Genomic DNA, 18,062 nt, shown 5'->3' with positions numbered 1-18,062 from the left:
AAATGTATGATTATCTATGTTTCTATAAGTATAAAATAAGGAGATGAGTATATACCAATTTTGGTAAAAGGATAGCGCCTGGCCTCTAGTAGGTGACGAGGATAGAGTTAATCGAAAGTTTCGGCGGATGGCTCTAAGGGACTGCACTCTTCAGGTGAAGAAAAAAAACAATTGCAAAATTGTAACAAAAACTTCATCAAGCAGATAGAAACAATACAAAGCAATAAGTAAAATTGAAAGTAGGAAATTAAATATGTGCGGTATTGTCGGAGTAGTAGGAAAACAACAGACAAAAGAAATTTTAATTCAAGGCTTAGAGAAGCTGGAATATAGAGGCTATGATTCTGCTGGAATCTTTGTGACATCACCAGAAGGAGAAAACTATTTGGTGAAATCTGTCGGTAGAATTGATAATTTGAAAAAAAAATTGACCAAAGAAGTTTCGGGGACAATTGGGATTGGGCATACAAGATGGGCGACACACGGAAAACCAACGGAGGAAAATGCTCATCCACACACTTCGCGTGACGGTCGTTTTATGCTAGTTCACAATGGAGTGATTGAAAACTTTGAAGAACTTAAAGCTATGTATCTGGAAGATGTGCCACTTAAGGGAGAAACGGATACAGAAGTTTTGGTTCAAATCATTAGTGTTTTTGTCGCAAAGCATGGCTTAGATACTTTAGAAGCATTTCGTAAAATCGTAAGAGAAACAAAAGGCTCATATGCACTGGCTTTAATTGATACAAATGAACGTGAAACCATTTACGTTGCGAAAAATAAAAGCCCATTATTAGTTGGTGTGGGAGATGATTTTAACGTTATCTGTAGTGATGCAATGGCAATGATTAGTCAAACCAACCAATTTGTTGAGCTGATGGATGGAGAAATTGTTTTAGTTTCGAAAGATAAAATTATTATTGAAGATCAAGCGCAACAACGCATTGAAAGAGATTCCTTTACAGTAGAAATGAGTGAAAATGATTTAGGTAAGGGGACGTATCCTTACTATATGTTAAAAGAGATTGATGAGCAGCCTGCAGTTATGAGAAATTTAATTCAACAGTATTCTGATGCACAGAGTCGTTTAACTGTTGAGGAAGATATTTTAAAAGCAGTGACAGAGTGTGATCGCATATACATTGTGGCTTGTGGGACGAGCTGGCATGCTGGTTGGATAGGGAAAAAACTACTTGAGAAATACGTGAATATTCCAACGGAAGTCCATTTATCAAGTGAATTTGGCTATAACATGCCTTTGTTAGCTAAAAAGCCATTCTTTATTTTCCTTAGTCAGAGCGGGGAAACAGCAGATAGCCGTCAAGTACTTGTTAAATTAAATGAGATGAAATTGCCATCACTGGTGATTACAAATGCGAAAGGCTCAACGCTATCTAGAGAGGCCACTTATACCATGCTGCTTCATGCTGGACCTGAAATTGCGGTGGCGTCTACCAAGGCCTATACCGCACAAATTGCTGTATTAGCCATTCTGGCAAAAGTTTGTGGTGAAACGCAAGCTGCTACAAAAGTACAAGCGCAAACATTTGATTTGGTTCACGAGCTTGGACTAGTTGCAACGGCGATGGAAAGCTTGATAGATGAAAAAGATCAAGTTGAAAAATTGGCAGAAGACTATTTAAAAGAGACAAGAAATGCCTTTTATATCGGACGTGGTCAAGATTATTACGTGTCTATGGAAGCAGCTTTGAAATTAAAAGAAATTTCATATATACAAGCAGAAGGATTTGCTGCTGGAGAATTAAAACATGGGACAATTGCGTTAATTGAAGAAGGAACGCCAGTTATTTCGATGATTACAGACACTGCAACGCACGCACATACGAGGGGAAATATCAAAGAAGTAGAATCAAGAGGCGCACACACTTGTGTGATGGCGATGGAAGGATTTGAACGTCCCCAAGACCAGTTGATCTTGCCTAAAGTGCATGAAGATTTGACCCCACTTATTAGTGTCATTCCAGCACAACTATTGGCTTATTTTGCAACGTTGCAAAGAGGCTATGATGTTGATAAGCCAAGAAATTTGGCAAAGAGTGTGACAGTAGAGTAAAAGAAAAAAAGAACGCCTAGGAGAATGGTTTTCACCGACTCCTAGGCGTTTTTTTTAGGATTGCATTCTGAGTTAGTTTGGTATATAATTGGACTATACCAAAAAACAAGGAGGACTCCTTATGAAAATTATTCGAGTACAAGATCAAATTGCAGGCGGTCAAACAGCCTTTTCAATAATAAAAGATGCAATGGAAAAAAATAAATTAAATGTATTAGGACTTGCAACTGGAAGCACGCCGCTCAGTCTATATGATCAAATGATTCATAGTAGCTTGGATTTTTCCGATGTTGTTTCCATTAATTTAGATGAATATGTTGGGTTGCCTGCTGAGAATAAGCAGAGCTACCATTATTTCATGCAAGAACAATTGTTTAAATATAAACCGTTTAAGAAAAACTATTTACCGGATGGTTTGGCAAAAGATGCAGATAGGGAGTGTAAGCGTTATGATGAGGTGCTTGCGACTCATCCAATCGATATTCAGATTTTAGGAATTGGTCAGAACGGGCATATAGGCTTTAATGAGCCGGGGACACCTTTTGATTCCCTTACAAGAAAAGTTGAACTAACGGCCTCAACAATCGAAGCCAATCAGCGTTTTTTTGAAAAAAAAGAAGATGTTCCGACTCACGCTTTTTCCATGGGAATAAACTCTATTATGCAAAGTAAACAGATTATTTTATTAGCTTATGGAAAAGCTAAAGCACAAGCAATCAAAGCAATGATTGAAGAGTCTGCAAATGAAAATTGTCCGGCAAGTGCGCTTCAACATCATCCAGAAGTATCTGTCATAGTCGATCATGAAGCAGCGATGCTACTTGAAACCAAGTAGGCTTAATAACAAAGAAGTTTAGCCAGCACTTTAGGCCAAAACTTCTTTTTTTCTGTTGCGAAGAAATCTACAAGGAAGCCGCAATTTATGCTACAATATAGCAGAATGAATGAAAAGGAAAGTGAATACTTGTGAATAGTCTAGCTATAAATACATCAAATCAAGCTTTAACAGTAACGATTGGCAATTCTGAAAGAATTTTAGGAAGTACAATCATTAATATTAAACAAAATCACAGCGTTTCGTTGATGCCAACGATAGATGCTATGATGAAGTCTGTCTTACTAGAACCAAATGATATTCAAAGAGTGATTGTTGCAAAAGGTCCAGGTTCTTATACGGGGTTACGTATTGGAGTTACAACTGCTAAGACGCTTGCTTGGACACTCAAAGCGGAGTTAGTTGCAGTTTCTAGTTTGGCCGTTTTAGCAGCCAATTGTCCGTTTTATGAGGGATATATTGTGCCACTCTTTAACGCTAGAAGGCAAAACGTATATACAGGTATCTATCAGTGGAAAGAAGGGACTTTGGTTACTATTCATCCTGATTTTCATACATCACTAGAGGACTGGTGTCACTACCTAAAGGAATTAGATAGGCCGGTGCTGATAGTTGGAGAGGATATCGGTTTATTTGACGCTTGCTTACGGGAAAACTTGCCCGAGCATTTTTCGTCCAAACTGTTGAGTGTTAATACGGTCAGCGGGGTAGCTTTGCTTAATTTAGGGCTTCAGGAAAAACCTGTAACAGATATCGAGGGATTTATTCCTACCTATCATAAGATGGTTGAAGCCGAGGAGAAGTGGCTTGAAAATCATACAGCTGATAAGGAGCAGAGCTATGTGGAAAAAATCTAGTCCGTTTTTGCTTAAAAGCAACCATTCCATAAAAAAAAAATTAAATTATTGTCAAAGAGAATGTGTCTTGAACCATCAAACTTTCACATTGCGTCTAATGAGATACCGGGATATTAAAGAACTTTTACAGATTGAGCGTGAACTATATGAGGGAAAGACTCCATGGGGAAGAAGTGCTTTTTTATTTGAGCTAAAGGGTCCCTACCCAAGTTTGTATCTTGTAGTCGAGTACCAAGGAAAAGTTGTTGCTTTTGGAGGATGTCGTTTTAACCAAACGAATGGTCATATCACCAACCTAGCGGTTCAAACGGATCATCAAGGCATAGGTATTGGTTCATTACTACTCACTGAAATCCGTAACTTTGCTTTTATCTGCCAGTGTCAGTCGTTATCATTAGAAACACCAAAGAGTAATATGGATGCACAGCGCCTGTACCGAAAATTTGGTTTTGTGGCTCGGAATATCAAACAAAATTACTATGATCATGATGATGCTGTACTCATGGTTTGTTTGCTTAGAGGATAGGGATATGTGGAAAGCAAAAGAAGAATTTCAGGCAGAGCAACTGGCAGAACTTTTATACGAGACTTGTGCGAAAAGTTATCAGTATGGGAGTCCATGGAGTGCTCACCAGTTTATAGAAGATATTCAACAAAAGCATAGTATGTATATAGTGTTGTTGGCTGACAGTCAGCTAATCGGGTTTATTTCGGTGCAAACTATTTTAGATGAGATGGAGGTGACACATTGTGTCGTTTCCAAAGAACACCAAGGTCAAGGGTATGCAAAAAAACTGTTAGAGAAGCTGTTCCAATATGCAGAGGAGAAAGCTATCTCTCGCATTTTTTTAGAAGTTAGACAAATGCATCAAAAAGCTCAAACACTTTATCAATCAATGGGGTTTGAGCCGTACTACACAAGAAAACAATATTATCATCATCCGATAGAAGATGCGGTTTTAATGAAAAGAGAATTTAGTAAAGAGGAGTGCTACAAATGATAGATAGGAAAGTAATTTTAGCAATCGAAAGTAGCTGTGATGAGACAAGTGTTTCTGTTGTCGAGAACGAAACAATCATTTTATCCAATATCGTTGCTTCTCAAGTTAAAAGTCATAAACGTTTCGGTGGCGTTGTTCCTGAGGTAGCGAGTCGACATCATGTGGAGCAGATTTTATCTTGTTTAGAAGAAGCTCTTGAGGAAGCAAATGTCTCTGCCAAAGAGTTGACAGCTGTTGCGGTTACCTATGGTCCGGGTCTAGTCGGAGCACTTTTAATAGGAATTAGTGCAGCTAAAGCTTTTGCATGGGCAAATCAGGTGCCATTGATTCCCATCAATCACATGGCCGGTCATATCAGTGCAGCTAAATTTGTTGATCCTGATATCCGTTATCCTGCAATGGCGCTACTGGTAAGTGGTGGACATACGGAGCTTGTCTATATGAAAGAAGAAGGTTCTTATGCAATCGTAGGGGAAACCCGAGACGATGCTGCGGGTGAAGCCTATGACAAAGTTGGCAGAGTGATGGGGCTAAGTTATCCAAGTGGTAAAGAGATTGATGAGATGGCTCATTTAGGTCAAGATACCTACCAATTTCCCCGGGCAATGTTGCATGAAAATAATTATGATTTTAGTTTCAGCGGATTAAAAAGCGCATTCATCAACACTGTTCACAACGCAGAACAGCGAAATGAATCCTTAGATAAAAATAATTTAGCGACAAGTTTTCAAGCAAGTGTTGTTGAAGTTCTGACAGATAAGACCTTACGCGCCTGTGAGGAATATAAGGTACAATCGCTTATTGTTGCAGGTGGTGTTGCAGCAAATAAAGGGCTAAGGGAAAGTTTGTTAGAAACGGTAGACACTAGCAAACTTCAACTGATTATCCCGCCAATTAGTTTGTGCGGGGACAATGCAGCAATGATTGCTGCTGCCGCTTTTATTGAAATGAAAAAAAAGGTAACAGCAACATGGGATTTAAATGCAAAACCAGGTTTGAGCTTTGAACGAATAACAGAAAGTTGAAACATAAAAAGTGAATACATAAGTCGGTGTTAAGACGTTTCATTCGTCTTGACGCCGATTTTTAATTTTTTTTTGGGGATTAAAAAAAAATCTTAAAAAAAAGAGTAACTTTAAAATATATACTATTTTTGTTGAGTCAAACACTCAACTTTACTTTGAATGTAAAAACAAAGACCAAAAAGGAAGTGGGTGAAAAATGAAAATGAGGAAAAGTTTTTTGGGGAAAATTGGAGTGGTAATATTATTGGCTACCACTTTTGTGGGGAATTATACAAATGTTAAAGCTGAATCAATTGAATCGAGTGAAACAGCAACAGACAAAAATACTGTTTCTAATAGTCTGGAAAAAATTACTGCAGCAAATGATTTAGTAGGAAAAACAACCGAGTCAAGCACAAGAGATAGTGCTTCTTTCACTCAAAGTACTTCAGCAAATGAAGGAGAGAAGTCCAGTCAAACACAAGAAGACAAGACTCAATCAACCACTATTCTTGGCAGAGCTTTAGGGGAGCAAGTAAGTGAAGTTAGTACTTGGGCTGAGCTGGTAGCGGCCTATAATAATAGCGCAACTGAGAAAATTGTCTTCACGAAAGATATTGATGGATCAAGTGCAGCAGCGGGAGCACTTTACAATCGCTCGACTAGCATTGATATTGATGGACAAGGACATGCTTTAAGTATGGGAAATGCCCGATTTTTAATTCGATATTCTGCTAGTAATGTAACCTTTAACTTAAAAAATATCTCTAACCTTTCTTCTAAAGCGAATCGTGTGCAAGGGATCGTTGATGAAGGCGTGGATGCTGCAATTGTCAATAGCGGATGGACGATTAATATGAGTAATATTACAAGCGCAACAGATATGCAAACAAGGATTGCTTCTGCACCAGGTGCCCAGCTCAATTTATCAGGCAATATCTACTGGTATACCGCAACGGAGATGGCAGTTATAACAGGAGTGAAAATTGAAGAAAATGCGCGAGTTACCTCTTTAAAACAGAGCAGCCACGATGATCGCTCTTTCTTTTGGTTTCCCAACGCTGGTTTTCAAGGTGTTGGGTCGGGCGACTTTGTCGTTGGGAAAAATGCAGTGGCCAACTTTAAAATGCTAGGTAGCGGGACAGCTTTTCCAGTAGTATTTGCTTATTATAAAACTCTTCATCTTGAAGAAGGAGCAACTTTTAATGGGACAATGCCAGGAAATGCATTTCGTTCGGATTATTATGCTAGTAATTTTATCGCAGACGGCTCAAATAAAATTAACTTAACTTCTTTGTCATCAGGTTACTCGCCAGTCGACTTTTACTCAGGAGCGCAGTCAAACCAACCAGCTTATTTTAATGTGGGACCTCAGAGCGAGCTATATGTCATTGGAGCGACCAATCAGCCATTGTTTAATGGAAGATCAGCAACTGATGCAAGGAGGAGAAGCATCACGATTGATAGTCCTTCAAACTACGATTTGAGAAACTACAGTAATACCACTGGAAACGGTGCTGCTGTTGCAACCTCCAATTTGAAGCAATTTCAAATCTTGAATTCAGATGTAAGTGTTTGGAAAAACACATCTAGCGTCACTAGTGGAGCAGACTTTTCAGCAACAATGGTCCAAAATTTGACACAAGACTCAAGCGGAAGTGTCACTTCGGATAACACCGCACTTGCGAGCATGTTTAAAACGCAAACTGTCAGACGCGTTTCTGGTTTAAATCAAAAACCTCAAATTGAGTTTCCTGCAATCACAGATGCGGATTTGACTATCAAAGCACGAGTGATTGTAGGATACGTACCAGATGATAACGGAATAGATGAAAATGGAAATTTCCAATATATCCCACAATATGCTGGTGAAAAGCAAGTAACCGTTAAAATGACCGACACTTACGGAACCATTCATGACGGGCTTTTAACCAATAAGGACGGGTATGTTTCCTATACAGATTCAAAGTTTAATCAAGCTCAAAAAAATATTTTGGCAACAGCAAATCGTGGTGGTTGGGTTTCAGAAAAAGAAGCGAGTGCGACAGTTCTTGATGTGACACCGCCAGAGCCAGCAGTAGTTGACAATGAAAATCAGATTTCTTCTGTTACGACCATGCTAACAGGTACGGCAGAGCCAAATAGTACGTTAACAGTGACCCTCAATGGAAAATTGCTCGCAAATGTCGAAACGACCGTTGGAAGTGATGGTCGGTGGAGGTTAGCTGTTCCGACTAATACATTAAAAAAAGGCGATGTTCTGCAACTTTTTTTGCAAGACCATTCAGGAGCATTGACTGCTCTAACAGATAGACCCACAACCAACAATGACATAGGGAATATAGAGCCTAGTACAGATTATCGCTACCGCGATACGGTGTTTAAAGCAGCGAAAACAGTGACTGTCAATGGTGTGCTAGCTTTGAGTGAAGTTCCGAGTGTCCTAGATTTTGGTGTGCAAAAAGTGAGAACAACTGCTCAATCTTATTGGGCAACTCTTCAAGGAAACCTTGCAGTCAGCGATACAAGGGGAACTGAAAAGAAAACATGGAGAGTGATCTTAAGACAAGCTACTCCTTTACAAAATGGAGCTACAAACTTAGAGGAGAATCTTTATTTTGTAGATGGAAGCAATAAAAGTCAGGTGACAACTCAAGGGATAGAGGTTGAAAGACAAAAACTTGCTGAGGATGGAACTTACATAGTAAACAGCACTTGGAAACAAGGGACGAAAGGTCTTGAATTGATTGTTCCAGTCGAAAAGCAAAAAGTTGGGAGTTACCACGGAACGTTAGAGTGGAGCTTGCAAGATGTTCCAGGAAATGAGTAGGTGAGATGGATGAAAAAGAAACTTATTTTTTTAATGGTGCTTATTGCTTGCACAGGTTCGTTATTTGGTAGCCAGGTAAAAGCAGCAGAAACTAAAAACTATGATAGCAAAGGTGTTACAGATTTTTTTGGAACATACGAATACCCAAAAGAAACGCCAGCATCATCTGATACCGATGAAACAAGAGATAAAAACGGATGGGGTCAATCAGGCAATGAGACCAATCAAAGGAAACAGCTGATGATTATTCCAAGGACTGGAGATCAGCCTATTATTATGAATATTTTGTTAAGTAGTTTGTTATTCGTGCTTAGCGCAGTTCTTGTCTTATGTAAGAAAAAAAGAAACGTGTATAAATGAATCGGAGGAAAAAAATGAAAAAGACAGTTTTGATTATAGCGACTGCACTTTTTAGTAGTGCAATTTTAGGTGGGACCAAAGCTTTTGCAGATGAGGGGGGGAAGTATAGTTCGAATGGACAAATTACCTTTGAAATAGATACAGATCCAACTAATCCCGTGGATCCAACAGATCCAGAGAAACCAGTAACACCCGTTGATCCAACAGACCCAGAAAAGCCTGTTAATCCAGGAACAGATGGACCGCTGTCCATTGACTATGCTTCCAGTTTTTTATTTGGGACACAAAAAATTTCTTCCAATGACAAGACTTATTTTGCTCAACCACAAGCTTTTAAGGATGGAAGTACAGGTCCAAATTACGTACAGGTGACAGACAAGCGTGGCACTTTAGAAGGCTGGGCACTTAGTGTAAAACAAGAAGCACAATTTACAACAGAAGAAAACCAAACATTAGAGGGGGCGACGATTTCTTTTACCAATGCTAGTCTCACCTCTTCGATGGCAGATGAGTTTAAGCCAACTGCTCAAACAAAAGCAACTTTACAGCCAGGGCAAGAAACACCCTTAGTTAGCGCAGCAAAAAATCAGGGGATTGGTACCTGGATTTATCGACTTGGTGAAAATGCTGATCAAGCTAAAGAATCTGTTCAACTATTTGTTCCAGGAAAAGCAGTTAAACTTGCGAAAGAATATAAAACAACCCTAACCTGGACGTTAAAATCAGCACCAACAAATGATTAGGAATAAAGGAGAAAGACAATGAAAATAACAAAGTGGGTAATTTTATCAAGTTTTGTTGTATTAGGTAGTACAGCTGTTGCAACAAGTGTTCAAGCAGCGGAGTCAAAAGCATATCATTCAAATGGATCGGTGGAATTTATCCCTAATACAGATCCAATTAATCCGGTAGATCCGGAAAATCCTGATCCAGAAAAACCGGTTACGCCAATCGACCCAACGGATCCAGAAAAACCCGTTAATCCAGGAACAGATGGACCGCTTTCGATTGATTATGCCTCAAGTCTAGACTTTGGTGTTAATAAAATCTCTAACAAAAATGAAACCTACTATGCACGTGCACAAAAGTTTACGAATCGAGAGGATTCGGCAAACTATGTTCAAATTTCAGATAATCGAGGAAACAATGCAGGATGGACACTGACAGTAAAACAAAATGGGGATTTTAAAGCGACTAGTGGCACATTAAATGACACACTCACAGGAGCAAAAATAAGCCTCAGCTCTCCAACAGTAAAGAGCAATGCACAAAATGTACAAGCTCCAACAGCAACTAGTTTAATTGAATTAGATCCAAATGGTTCTGAGCAAGTTGTGATGGCGGCAAAAGCAAATGCAGGAGCAGGAACTTGGATTGATTCTTTTGGTAAGGTAGAAAAGGTTTCAGAAACAGACAAAGATGGAAAGCAAGTAGAGTCTAATGTGACCAAAGCGGTAGCACTTGAGGTTCCAGGGTCTACACCAAAAGATGCTGTGAAATATCAAACCACATTGACTTGGACACTAACTGATACTCCAGCCAATGCAGACTAATCAAAAGGAAAAGGAAGAACAAAATGAAAAAAACAACTTATTTAGTTTTAGGTAGCATATGTTTAAGTACACTTTTATGGGCACCATCTGCGGTTCAAGCAGCAGATGGTGGCGTATATGACTCAAATGGGCAAATTATTTTTGAGCCAAGTACGGAGCCAGTCAATCCCGTGGACCCAACAGATCCAGAAAAACCAGTAACACCAGTTGATCCGACAGATCCAGAAAAGCCAGTCAATCCCGGCACCAACGGACCACTTTCGATTGACTATGCCTCAAGTTTAGATTTCGGTACACAAAAGATTACGTCAAAAAATGAAACCTATACAGCCAAAACACAAAAATACAAAGATCAAAGTGGAAACACAAAAGAAGGTCCGAACTTTGTGCAGGTTTCAGATGCAAGAGGAACAGAAAAAGGCTGGAAATTAACAGTAAAACAAAACGGTCAATTTAAATCTGAGAGCGCAAAAGAATTGACTGGGGCGCAAGTTAGCTTCAAAAATGGCACAATTGTGACAGCTTCTAATTCAGCTAAACCGACTGCCACGGCATCTTTTGAACTGCAACCAACAGGAGCAGAAGCGACAGTTACCTCCGCACAAGAAGGACAAGGAGCGGGCACCTACTTAACCGCTTGGGGGACAGACGCTACAACGGGAGCAGAAAGTATTTCTCTTTTTGTCCCGGGATCAACGACAAAATATGCAGAAAAATACAGTACGACTTTTACATGGACTTTATCAGACGTCCCAGGAAATTAAATTTAATTTATGATATAATTTAAAGAATACTATATTTAATATAGTATTCTTTAATGATTTTAACTAATAAGGAGAAAAAAATGAAAAAGATAGTTTTTTTAATTTCTGCCATTGCTTTATTTATAGGAATTGGGTATCAAGCTTCTGCATCTGAATTCAACTTTGCAGTTACCCCTAATATCCCTGATAATCAAGTAGATAAAACAAAAACATATTTTGATCTAAAGCTAAATCAAAATACGGAACAAGATTTGACGATGGAACTCAGAAATGACACAGAAAACGAAGTAACAATTGAACTGAGTGTAAATAGTGCTACTACCAATATGAACGGTGTTGTCGAATATGGTTCAAACAAAATAAAACAAGACAAAAGCTTAAAATATAATCTGAAAGACCTTGTGACAATTCAAAGTGAGGTTAAAATACCAGCTAAAAGCAAACAGAGTGTACCCTTACGTGTAAAGATGCCGAATGAAAAGATAAGTGGAGTGCTTGCAGGTGGAATTACGTTAAAAGAGAAGAAAGAAGAAGAAAATAAGAAATCAGCTGCCTCTTCGGGAATGGCTATAAAAAACGAATATTCTTATGTGGTGGCGCTGTTGATGCGTCAAAGCACAGCAGCTATCAAGCCCAATTTATTACTACAAAATGTTGCAGCAGGACAGAATAATGCCCGAAATGTCATTCAAGCTAATCTACAAAATCCAGAACCAACGTATTTGAATCAATTAAAAGTACAAGCTGAAATTACTAAAAAAGGAAGTTCTAAAGTCTTGTTCCATTCTGAAAAGAGCGGCATGCAAATGGCACCAAACTCCAATTTTGATTATCCGATTGCTTTAAATGGGGCAAAACTTGCTGGAGGGAATTACCATATTAAAATCGTGGCTTATGGTGGAAAAAATGAAAATGGGAGCTTTACTTCTGGGAAAGATGAGAACGGGTTAGGCATCAAATATACTTACAAGTGGACCTTAGAAAAAGACTTTACCATTAAAGATGATGTGGCTAAAAAACTGAACCAAAAAGATGTATCTATCAAGCAAGATAATACCTGGCTATACTTGCTAATTGCTCTATTAATCGTACTAGTAGTTATCTTTTTAGTGATTTGGAAACGTAAAAAACAGAAACATGATGAAAAAGAATAAGAGAAATAACCCAAAAGAAATTGGCTTTAAATTAGGAATCATTAGTTTGGTCTATATTGCGATGCTCCTAGTTATTGCTCCTTTTTTTAAAAATCAGTTTATTGCCTATAAAATCCAGAGTACCAACTATGTACTGAATACTGGCAGCACCTCAAGTAAGAACAACGATTTGGTCGAAGAAATTCAACCGCCTACCTTACATGATGCTTGGTTATTGGCGCAAAGGAAGCAGCCTATTGAAGCAAATGGAAAAATTAGTATTCCAGAATTAAATATTGATTTGCCTATTTTTTCAGAATTGAGCAATAGTAATTTATATTTGGGAGCAGTCGCAATGTATCCAGACAGAAACTATCAGGCTGAAAATATCGTGCTACTAGGCCACCATCTGAGGAGTTCACAATTGCTTTTTGGACCTTTGTTACATAGTAAACAGGGGCAAAGAATCTACTTGAGCTTGCACAATCATTTTTTAGCCTATGAAATCGTCCAGACAACCATCGTGGATCAAACCAATACTTCTGTCTTAGAAAATAAAGGAAGGAGCGATTTAACGTTGATCACCTGTGACGTGCCGACCTATACTGAAAAAAGGTTTGTTGTGCAAGCAAAATTACTGAAGAATTTACAGGAAAAAGAGCTAGAAAAGGTTATAGAACTAAGAAAAGTCAAGCCTAAGCCTAAAAAAATAATGTGGGTGCTATATGCGCCAATTCTGCTTTTGTTATGCCTATTTGTCTTGACGGGATTTAGTTTATGGAAATTATTGTAAAAAAGGAAGTGACGACAATGAAGGCACACAATAATTCTTTGTTTTGCGGAACATTAATGTTTCTTGTAACGGGAACTCTTTTATTTTCAGGACAGTGGAGTCAAGTAGAGGCGGTTCAAAAAATCTATGATCCATTAAATCCGACAGAAGAAATTGAGCCACTAGTGAATGAAAGTCAACCTGAAAAGAAAGCTCCTACTAATTTGCCAAAAGAAAGCCAAAAGAATCAAGAGGTTCATCCCGTAAAAGAAAAAAAGAATTCCTCTTCCAAAATAGAAGGAAAAAGCTTAGATAGTAAACTTAAAAAAATTTACATAGACAATAATTTTTTTACAGAAGAAGTGACGCATGTTGTCCAGGCAAGTGGTGAATTATTTCCTGATAGTAGTGGTGGAAATAAAAAATCAGCTCAAGACTTAGTCGCTGTTTGTTACGCATTATCAGGAATCAGCATTTACGGGAGAATGCAGACTCAAAAACTAATGGATCTAGAATAGGGGAAAATAGGAATGGCTATACATGAATGGTTACTTGACAAAGAAAGCAAACGAAAATTAGCGCTTTTTCGTTCGATTGAGGAAAATGACGGTCTTGCTGAAGAAAGTGAAATTTTAATGGAAAATCTCGATTTATCAGAGTTTTTATTGAAAAAAACTGTTAATGAACTAAACGCTGATTTCGAAAAGTTTAAGTTAAAAGGATACTTTCAAGTTCGATTAGAAGGAAGCAAAGTTTCTTTAAAAGAAAAAGGTCTAGCTACCTCAGAATTTTTGGAAAGTGCCTATATCAGAGAATCCATCGCATTTAACTTGTTACACACCATCTTTTTTCAAAAATTTATTTCGGTTAATGATTATGCGATGGAGCACTATGTGAGTTATCCTATTGTTTACAAGGAATTAAAAAAGCTAAGAGATAGATTAAGTCAGTTAGATATTGTGATCACAAAAAAGTTTCAATTTGAAGGTTCTGAGTGGGCTGTTCGACAATTTTTTTATGTCTTATATTTTAAAGTATACAAAGATTCTTTTGATTTTTATCCTAAAAATAGCGTGAGTTATTCGGAGCAGTTGATTGAAACGATGCAAGAAATGTATGCTATTAGACTATCAGACCAAAGTTTAGTAAAGTTCAAACATTACTTGTGCATTACGCAGTACCGAGGGGGACGCCTTAATGTTGAGAGCCAAAAAAAAGATGCTAGTCTATTAGACCATAACATTTTTGCTGTAGATGAAATTCAACAAATCCAAGATACTCCTTTTATATCAAGCATTAGTAAGGAAGCGTTACTCGCTCAAAATGAAACATTGTTCATTTTATCCTTTTTGCTAATTGAGGGATACATTTCAGAAAAAAGCAATGAAAAGTTGCAAGAAATCCCCAAAATAAAGCAATTGAGTAAGCACTTTATTGAAGCGCTAGTGGAACAATTTAGCTTAAATAAAAAAAAGATAATGGAGACAAATATCTTTGAACCATTAAACAAAATTCATTATAAGGCCTATTTACTTGATTATTTTAAGTATTATACTTCTAAACAATTTAACATGTATTATTTTCAGCAAAACTATGGTCTGTTCTTTGACTTTTGCAAAACCTTTATCTTTTCTTGCAAAGAAAATAGCCGCTATCAAAAAATTTGGGAAAATCGTGTTTCTTTATTTTATGAATATTTGTTTGTGTTGATTGATTACATTCCACTGGCTTTAATTGCCCCACCAGTACATATATACATAGATTTTTCTCTAGGTAAGTTTTACAATGAGTATATCAAAAAAAATATTTTTTCTTTTGATACGTTAAACGTAGTAGTGGACTCGTATATCGGGGAAAAAACCAGCTTAATATTGACAGATTATTTAATGGAGAAATTCCAAAAAGAAATTGACTGTATTGTTTGGCTGTCTCCTCCAAGAGCAGTTGATTGGGCTAATTTTGCAACAAAAGTTATTGAAATTAGACAGGAAAAATAGTATGAAGTAGGCTATTTTCCCTGTCTAATCAGTATGATTACGTTATTTTTATATTATCCAATGCTATGTCTTCTGTGTTTGTTTTGAGACTGTTCTTTATTGGAGTTGTTCACTTGAATTTCTTTTATCTGCTCGATTGTTTTACCCTTTGTTTGTTCACGGTCTACCCTTGCAAGCTGGGGAGAGTCTTTTTGCAATCGTTTACTTAAATCATATAAAAGGTTTTGTTGTTTTATTTTGTCATTACGAGCATTCAAGTTTGAACTAAGTTTCCAAGCACCTAGTCCCACGCTGCCTGCAATGATACACCCAGCAAGAGTGGGAATTGCCAAACTCGCAATAGCAGGTAAGGCGAACAAGATAGAAACACCAAGGACAATTCCACCAATTATTTTGCCTGCACGAATGAGTGTCGGATTAAAGATTTTCTTTTCTTTTTTAGGAAGAGGGTTTTGCGGAACTTTCACTTTGAACTGTCGAATGCTAGTACCGACTTTGCTAAGAACTTTTTTGGCACTGTTCCCTAATTTTTTAAACAACAAGCTACTTTTCTTTTTTTCCATGAGAATATATTCGCTCCTTTTATTTTTCTATCACCAGTATAAATCTTAGAAACTCAGTCAAAGCATCATTTTTTTTGAACTTCAATATTTTTTGAAAAACAGCTATATAGGGCGTGGTTTACAAGGGGGAATAGAAAAAAGAAAAGTAGCGGACTGTATTGAAAACAACGAGTGAGAGTCATCCCTAACAACAAGTAGTACATAAAATTAAAAATAAAAAGAATAAAGTTGTTTTTTGCGCATTCTTTATGTATAATAGAACAAGTGTGGAAATTTAATTTTCATAACAAACCACATCTTATGGGATGGACGAAAAGGTGCTTGCGTGCAAGTCTTTCGTACAAAAGAACATGAGAGAGGAAATCAAAACCAAATCGGAGGAAAAAAACATGGCAGTAATCTCAATGAAACAATTATTAGAAGCCGGCGTACACTTTGGACATCAAACACGTCGCTGGAATCCAAAAATGAAGAAATATATCTTCACAGAAAGAAACGGCATCTACATTATCGACTTACAAAAAACAGTACGTCTAGTAGATGACGCTTACAACTACATGAAACAAGTTGCTGAAGATGGTGGCGTAGCTTTATTTGTAGGAACTAAAAAACAAGCGCAAGAAGCGATTAAAGATGAAGCAATTCGTTCAGGTCAATTCTACGTGAATCACCGTTGGTTAGGTGGAACTCTTACGAACTGGGATACTATTCAAAAACGTATTTCACGTCTAAAAAACATCAACAAAATGGAAGAAGATGGTACATTCGAAGTTCTTCCTAAAAAAGAAGTAGCGGGTCTTAATAAAGAACGTGAACGTTTAGAAAAATTCTTAGGTGGTATCGCAGATATGCCAAGAATTCCAGATGTAATGTTCATCGTTGATCCTCGTAAAGAACGCATTGCGGTTCAAGAAGCACATAAATTAAACATTCCAATCGTAGCAATGGTTGATACAAACTGTGATCCAGATGAAATCGACGTAGTAATTCCTTCAAATGACGATGCAATCCGTGCAGTTAAATTAATTACTGCTAAAATGGCAGATGCTTTTGTTGAAGGTCGTCAAGGCGAAGATGAAGTGGTAGAAGAAACTTTTGTACAAGAAAGTGAAAATGCTGCATCAATCGAAGAAATCGTTGAAGTTGTTGAAGGCGACAACACATCTGAAGAAGCAAAATAATTTCGATTTATAAAAAAGAGTAATGAGACTGTCTCAAAGGCGACGTAAGGCGAAAAAAAGTAGCCCAGACATCTTCTTTGAGGCATTTTTTAAAAAGTAAAAGCATATAATTTTAGGAGGAAACAATAACATGGGCAAAATTACAGCTGCTTTAGTAAAAGAATTACGTGATACTACAGGTGTTGGGATGATGGATGCTAAAAAAGCATTAGTTGAAGTAGAAGGGGATATGCAAAAAGCTATCGACTTCTTAAGAGAAAAAGGCATGGCAAAAGCAGCTAAGAAAAATGATCGCGTTGCTGCTGAAGGTTTAGCTAGTGTTTATACTGAGGGAAATACTGCAGTTGTAGTAGAAGTAAACTCTGAAACAGACTTTGTTTCTAAAAACGAAAAATTCCAAGAATTAGTCAAACATATTGCACAAGAAGTATTAAAAAATAAACCTGCAACAATCGAAGAAGCTTTAACGATTAAAACAGACAAGGGAACCATTTCTGATGAATTGATCGAAGCAACAACGGTTATCGGAGAAAAAATTAGTTTCCGTCGTTTTGAAATTGTTGAAAAAGCGGATAACGCTGCCTTTGGTGCTTATCTACACATGGGTGGAAGAATTGCTGTATTGACTGTATTAGATGGGACAACTGATGAAGCGACTGCTAAAGATGTTGCGATGCATATTGCTGCAATCAACCCTCGTTACATCACAAAAGATGAAGTACCAGCCGAAGAGTTAGAACACGAAAAAAGTGTCCTAACTGAACAAGCTCTAAACGAAGGAAAACCAGCGAATATCGTTGAAAAAATGGTTGTTGGACGTATGCATAAATTCTTAGCAGAAATTTGTTTAGTGGACCAACCATTCGTAAAAGATCCTGATATGACTGTTGAAAAATATGTTACTTCAAAAAATGCAACAGTGAAATCTTTTGTCCGTTTTGAAGTTGGAGAAGGTATTGAAAAACGTGAAGATAACTTTGTTGAAGAAGTTATGAGTCAAGTGAAAAAATAAAGCTACTTTAATCAAAGTAGTGGGGGACGCATGAACTAGAATGCGCTCCCTTTTTTTAGGTAAAAGTTGGAGAAATGCTGTTGAAAAAGAGCTTTTGTGATAGAATAAAAGTATCGAACAAATGGA

18 protein-coding genes are annotated in these 18,062 nt (G+C 37.5%); 17 read left to right on the top strand and 1 reads right to left on the bottom strand.

Features of this window, described 5'->3' with window-relative positions:
• The first annotated feature begins 253 nt into the window (after positions 1–253).
• The 15 genes from glmS to CBF30_RS04905 all read left to right on the top strand — a co-directional run bounded on the left by glmS (position 254) and on the right by CBF30_RS04905 (position 15,180).
• Positions 254–2,074 carry a glutamine--fructose-6-phosphate transaminase (isomerizing) gene (gene glmS, locus CBF30_RS04975; RefSeq protein WP_126823330.1) on the top strand — a complete coding sequence of 607 codons (1,821 nt, stop codon included), beginning with the start codon at positions 254–256 and terminating at the stop codon, positions 2,072–2,074.
• Positions 2,075–2,195: 121 nt separating this feature from the next.
• Complete coding sequence (gene nagB, locus CBF30_RS04970) at positions 2,196–2,909, top strand: glucosamine-6-phosphate deaminase (RefSeq protein WP_126823328.1); 714 nt, start codon at positions 2,196–2,198, stop codon at positions 2,907–2,909.
• A gap of 131 nt (positions 2,910–3,040) precedes the next feature.
• On the top strand, positions 3,041–3,766 hold the full coding sequence (gene tsaB / locus CBF30_RS04965) for a tRNA (adenosine(37)-N6)-threonylcarbamoyltransferase complex dimerization subunit type 1 TsaB (RefSeq protein ID WP_126823326.1): 726 nt from the start codon (positions 3,041–3,043) through the stop codon (positions 3,764–3,766).
• Positions 3,750–4,292, top strand: coding sequence for a ribosomal protein S18-alanine N-acetyltransferase (rimI, locus tag CBF30_RS04960; RefSeq protein ID WP_245975012.1), 543 nt, complete (start codon positions 3,750–3,752; stop codon positions 4,290–4,292). The genes tsaB and rimI (CBF30_RS04960) overlap by 17 nt, the downstream gene beginning before the upstream one ends.
• Before the next feature lie 4 nt (positions 4,293–4,296).
• A complete protein-coding gene (rimI, locus tag CBF30_RS04955; RefSeq protein WP_170168946.1) occupies positions 4,297–4,767 on the top strand; it encodes a ribosomal protein S18-alanine N-acetyltransferase in 471 nt (156 codons plus the stop codon).
• The gene (gene tsaD, locus CBF30_RS04950) at positions 4,764–5,792 is read left to right on the top strand and encodes a tRNA (adenosine(37)-N6)-threonylcarbamoyltransferase complex transferase subunit TsaD (RefSeq protein ID WP_126823321.1); all 1,029 of its coding nucleotides are present in this window, start codon (positions 4,764–4,766) and stop codon (positions 5,790–5,792) included. Before rimI (CBF30_RS04955) ends, tsaD begins: the two co-directional genes overlap by 4 nt.
• A gap of 196 nt (positions 5,793–5,988) precedes the next feature.
• Positions 5,989–8,601, top strand: coding sequence for a pectate lyase-like adhesive domain-containing protein (locus CBF30_RS04945; protein WP_126823319.1), 2,613 nt, complete (start codon positions 5,989–5,991; stop codon positions 8,599–8,601).
• Positions 8,602–8,610: 9 nt separating this feature from the next.
• Positions 8,611–8,961 (top strand): EF2685/EF0750 family sortase-dependent surface protein, encoded by a 351-nt coding sequence (locus tag CBF30_RS04940; protein WP_126823317.1) that lies wholly within the window; start codon positions 8,611–8,613, stop codon positions 8,959–8,961.
• Positions 8,962–8,975: 14 nt separating this feature from the next.
• On the top strand, positions 8,976–9,704 hold the full coding sequence (locus CBF30_RS04935; RefSeq protein ID WP_126823315.1) for a WxL domain-containing protein: 729 nt from the start codon (positions 8,976–8,978) through the stop codon (positions 9,702–9,704).
• 18 nt (positions 9,705–9,722) lie between these two features.
• A complete protein-coding gene (locus CBF30_RS04930; RefSeq protein ID WP_126823313.1) occupies positions 9,723–10,514 on the top strand; it encodes a WxL domain-containing protein in 792 nt (263 codons plus the stop codon).
• Between the two features lie 23 nt (positions 10,515–10,537).
• Positions 10,538–11,278: a WxL domain-containing protein gene (locus CBF30_RS04925; protein ID WP_126823311.1), complete on the top strand. Its 741-nt coding sequence runs from the start codon at positions 10,538–10,540 to the stop codon at positions 11,276–11,278.
• Positions 11,279–11,358: 80 nt separating this feature from the next.
• On the top strand, positions 11,359–12,432 hold the full coding sequence (locus CBF30_RS04920; protein WP_126823309.1) for a WxLIP family cell surface protein: 1,074 nt from the start codon (positions 11,359–11,361) through the stop codon (positions 12,430–12,432).
• Positions 12,419–13,204 (top strand): class A sortase, encoded by a 786-nt coding sequence (locus tag CBF30_RS04915; protein ID WP_170168945.1) that lies wholly within the window; start codon positions 12,419–12,421, stop codon positions 13,202–13,204. Before CBF30_RS04920 ends, CBF30_RS04915 begins: the two co-directional genes overlap by 14 nt.
• Positions 13,189–13,701, top strand: coding sequence for a hypothetical protein (locus CBF30_RS04910; protein ID WP_126823305.1), 513 nt, complete (start codon positions 13,189–13,191; stop codon positions 13,699–13,701). Before CBF30_RS04915 ends, CBF30_RS04910 begins: the two co-directional genes overlap by 16 nt.
• Before the next feature lie 12 nt (positions 13,702–13,713).
• On the top strand, positions 13,714–15,180 hold the full coding sequence (locus CBF30_RS04905; RefSeq protein ID WP_126823303.1) for a helix-turn-helix domain-containing protein: 1,467 nt from the start codon (positions 13,714–13,716) through the stop codon (positions 15,178–15,180).
• 53 nt (positions 15,181–15,233) lie between these two features.
• Here CBF30_RS04905 and CBF30_RS04900 read toward each other — a convergent pair whose 3' ends face one another.
• On the bottom strand, positions 15,234–15,743 hold the full coding sequence (locus CBF30_RS04900; RefSeq protein WP_126823301.1) for a hypothetical protein: 510 nt from the start codon (positions 15,741–15,743) through the stop codon (positions 15,234–15,236).
• A gap of 389 nt (positions 15,744–16,132) precedes the next feature.
• On the opposite strand from CBF30_RS04900, the gene rpsB reads away from it, so the two are divergent.
• Both rpsB and tsf read left to right on the top strand, forming a co-directional pair.
• Positions 16,133–16,924 carry a 30S ribosomal protein S2 gene (gene rpsB / locus CBF30_RS04895; protein ID WP_126823299.1) on the top strand — a complete coding sequence of 264 codons (792 nt, stop codon included), beginning with the start codon at positions 16,133–16,135 and terminating at the stop codon, positions 16,922–16,924.
• A 130-nt stretch (positions 16,925–17,054) separates the two neighbouring features.
• Positions 17,055–17,936, top strand: a complete 882-nt coding sequence (gene tsf / locus CBF30_RS04890; protein WP_126823297.1) for a translation elongation factor Ts — start codon at positions 17,055–17,057, stop codon at positions 17,934–17,936.
• Positions 17,937–18,062: the final 126 nt, after the last annotated feature.

Source organism: Vagococcus entomophilus (genome assembly GCF_003987595.1).
In the GTDB taxonomy this organism is placed as follows: domain Bacteria; phylum Bacillota; class Bacilli; order Lactobacillales; family Vagococcaceae; genus Vagococcus_E; species Vagococcus_E entomophilus.
Note: the sequence above shows the minus strand (reverse complement) of the source record. Positions and strands in the feature narration are given on the sequence as shown.

Bases quoted from the DNA above. Each gene is read 5' to 3' on its own strand.
- glmS (WP_126823330.1), top strand. From the start codon at position 254: ATGTGCGGTATTGTCGGAGTAGTAGGAAAACAACAGACAAAAGAAATT.
- nagB (WP_126823328.1), top strand. From the start codon at position 2,196: ATGAAAATTATTCGAGTACAAGATCAAATTGCAGGCGGTCAAACAGCC.
- rimI (WP_245975012.1), top strand. From the start codon at position 3,750: ATGTGGAAAAAATCTAGTCCGTTTTTGCTTAAAAGCAACCATTCCATA.
- rimI (WP_170168946.1), top strand. From the start codon at position 4,297: ATGTGGAAAGCAAAAGAAGAATTTCAGGCAGAGCAACTGGCAGAACTT.
- tsaD (WP_126823321.1), top strand. From the start codon at position 4,764: ATGATAGATAGGAAAGTAATTTTAGCAATCGAAAGTAGCTGTGATGAG.
- CBF30_RS04945 (WP_126823319.1), top strand. From the start codon at position 5,989: ATGAAAATGAGGAAAAGTTTTTTGGGGAAAATTGGAGTGGTAATATTA.
- CBF30_RS04940 (WP_126823317.1), top strand. From the start codon at position 8,611: ATGAAAAAGAAACTTATTTTTTTAATGGTGCTTATTGCTTGCACAGGT.
- CBF30_RS04935 (WP_126823315.1), top strand. From the start codon at position 8,976: ATGAAAAAGACAGTTTTGATTATAGCGACTGCACTTTTTAGTAGTGCA.
- CBF30_RS04930 (WP_126823313.1), top strand. From the start codon at position 9,723: ATGAAAATAACAAAGTGGGTAATTTTATCAAGTTTTGTTGTATTAGGT.
- CBF30_RS04925 (WP_126823311.1), top strand. From the start codon at position 10,538: ATGAAAAAAACAACTTATTTAGTTTTAGGTAGCATATGTTTAAGTACA.
- CBF30_RS04920 (WP_126823309.1), top strand. From the start codon at position 11,359: ATGAAAAAGATAGTTTTTTTAATTTCTGCCATTGCTTTATTTATAGGA.
- CBF30_RS04915 (WP_170168945.1), top strand. From the start codon at position 12,419: ATGAAAAAGAATAAGAGAAATAACCCAAAAGAAATTGGCTTTAAATTA.
- CBF30_RS04910 (WP_126823305.1), top strand. From the start codon at position 13,189: ATGGAAATTATTGTAAAAAAGGAAGTGACGACAATGAAGGCACACAAT.
- CBF30_RS04905 (WP_126823303.1), top strand. From the start codon at position 13,714: ATGGCTATACATGAATGGTTACTTGACAAAGAAAGCAAACGAAAATTA.
- CBF30_RS04900 (WP_126823301.1), bottom strand. From the start codon at position 15,743: ATGGAAAAAAAGAAAAGTAGCTTGTTGTTTAAAAAATTAGGGAACAGT.
- rpsB (WP_126823299.1), top strand. From the start codon at position 16,133: ATGGCAGTAATCTCAATGAAACAATTATTAGAAGCCGGCGTACACTTT.
- tsf (WP_126823297.1), top strand. From the start codon at position 17,055: ATGGGCAAAATTACAGCTGCTTTAGTAAAAGAATTACGTGATACTACA.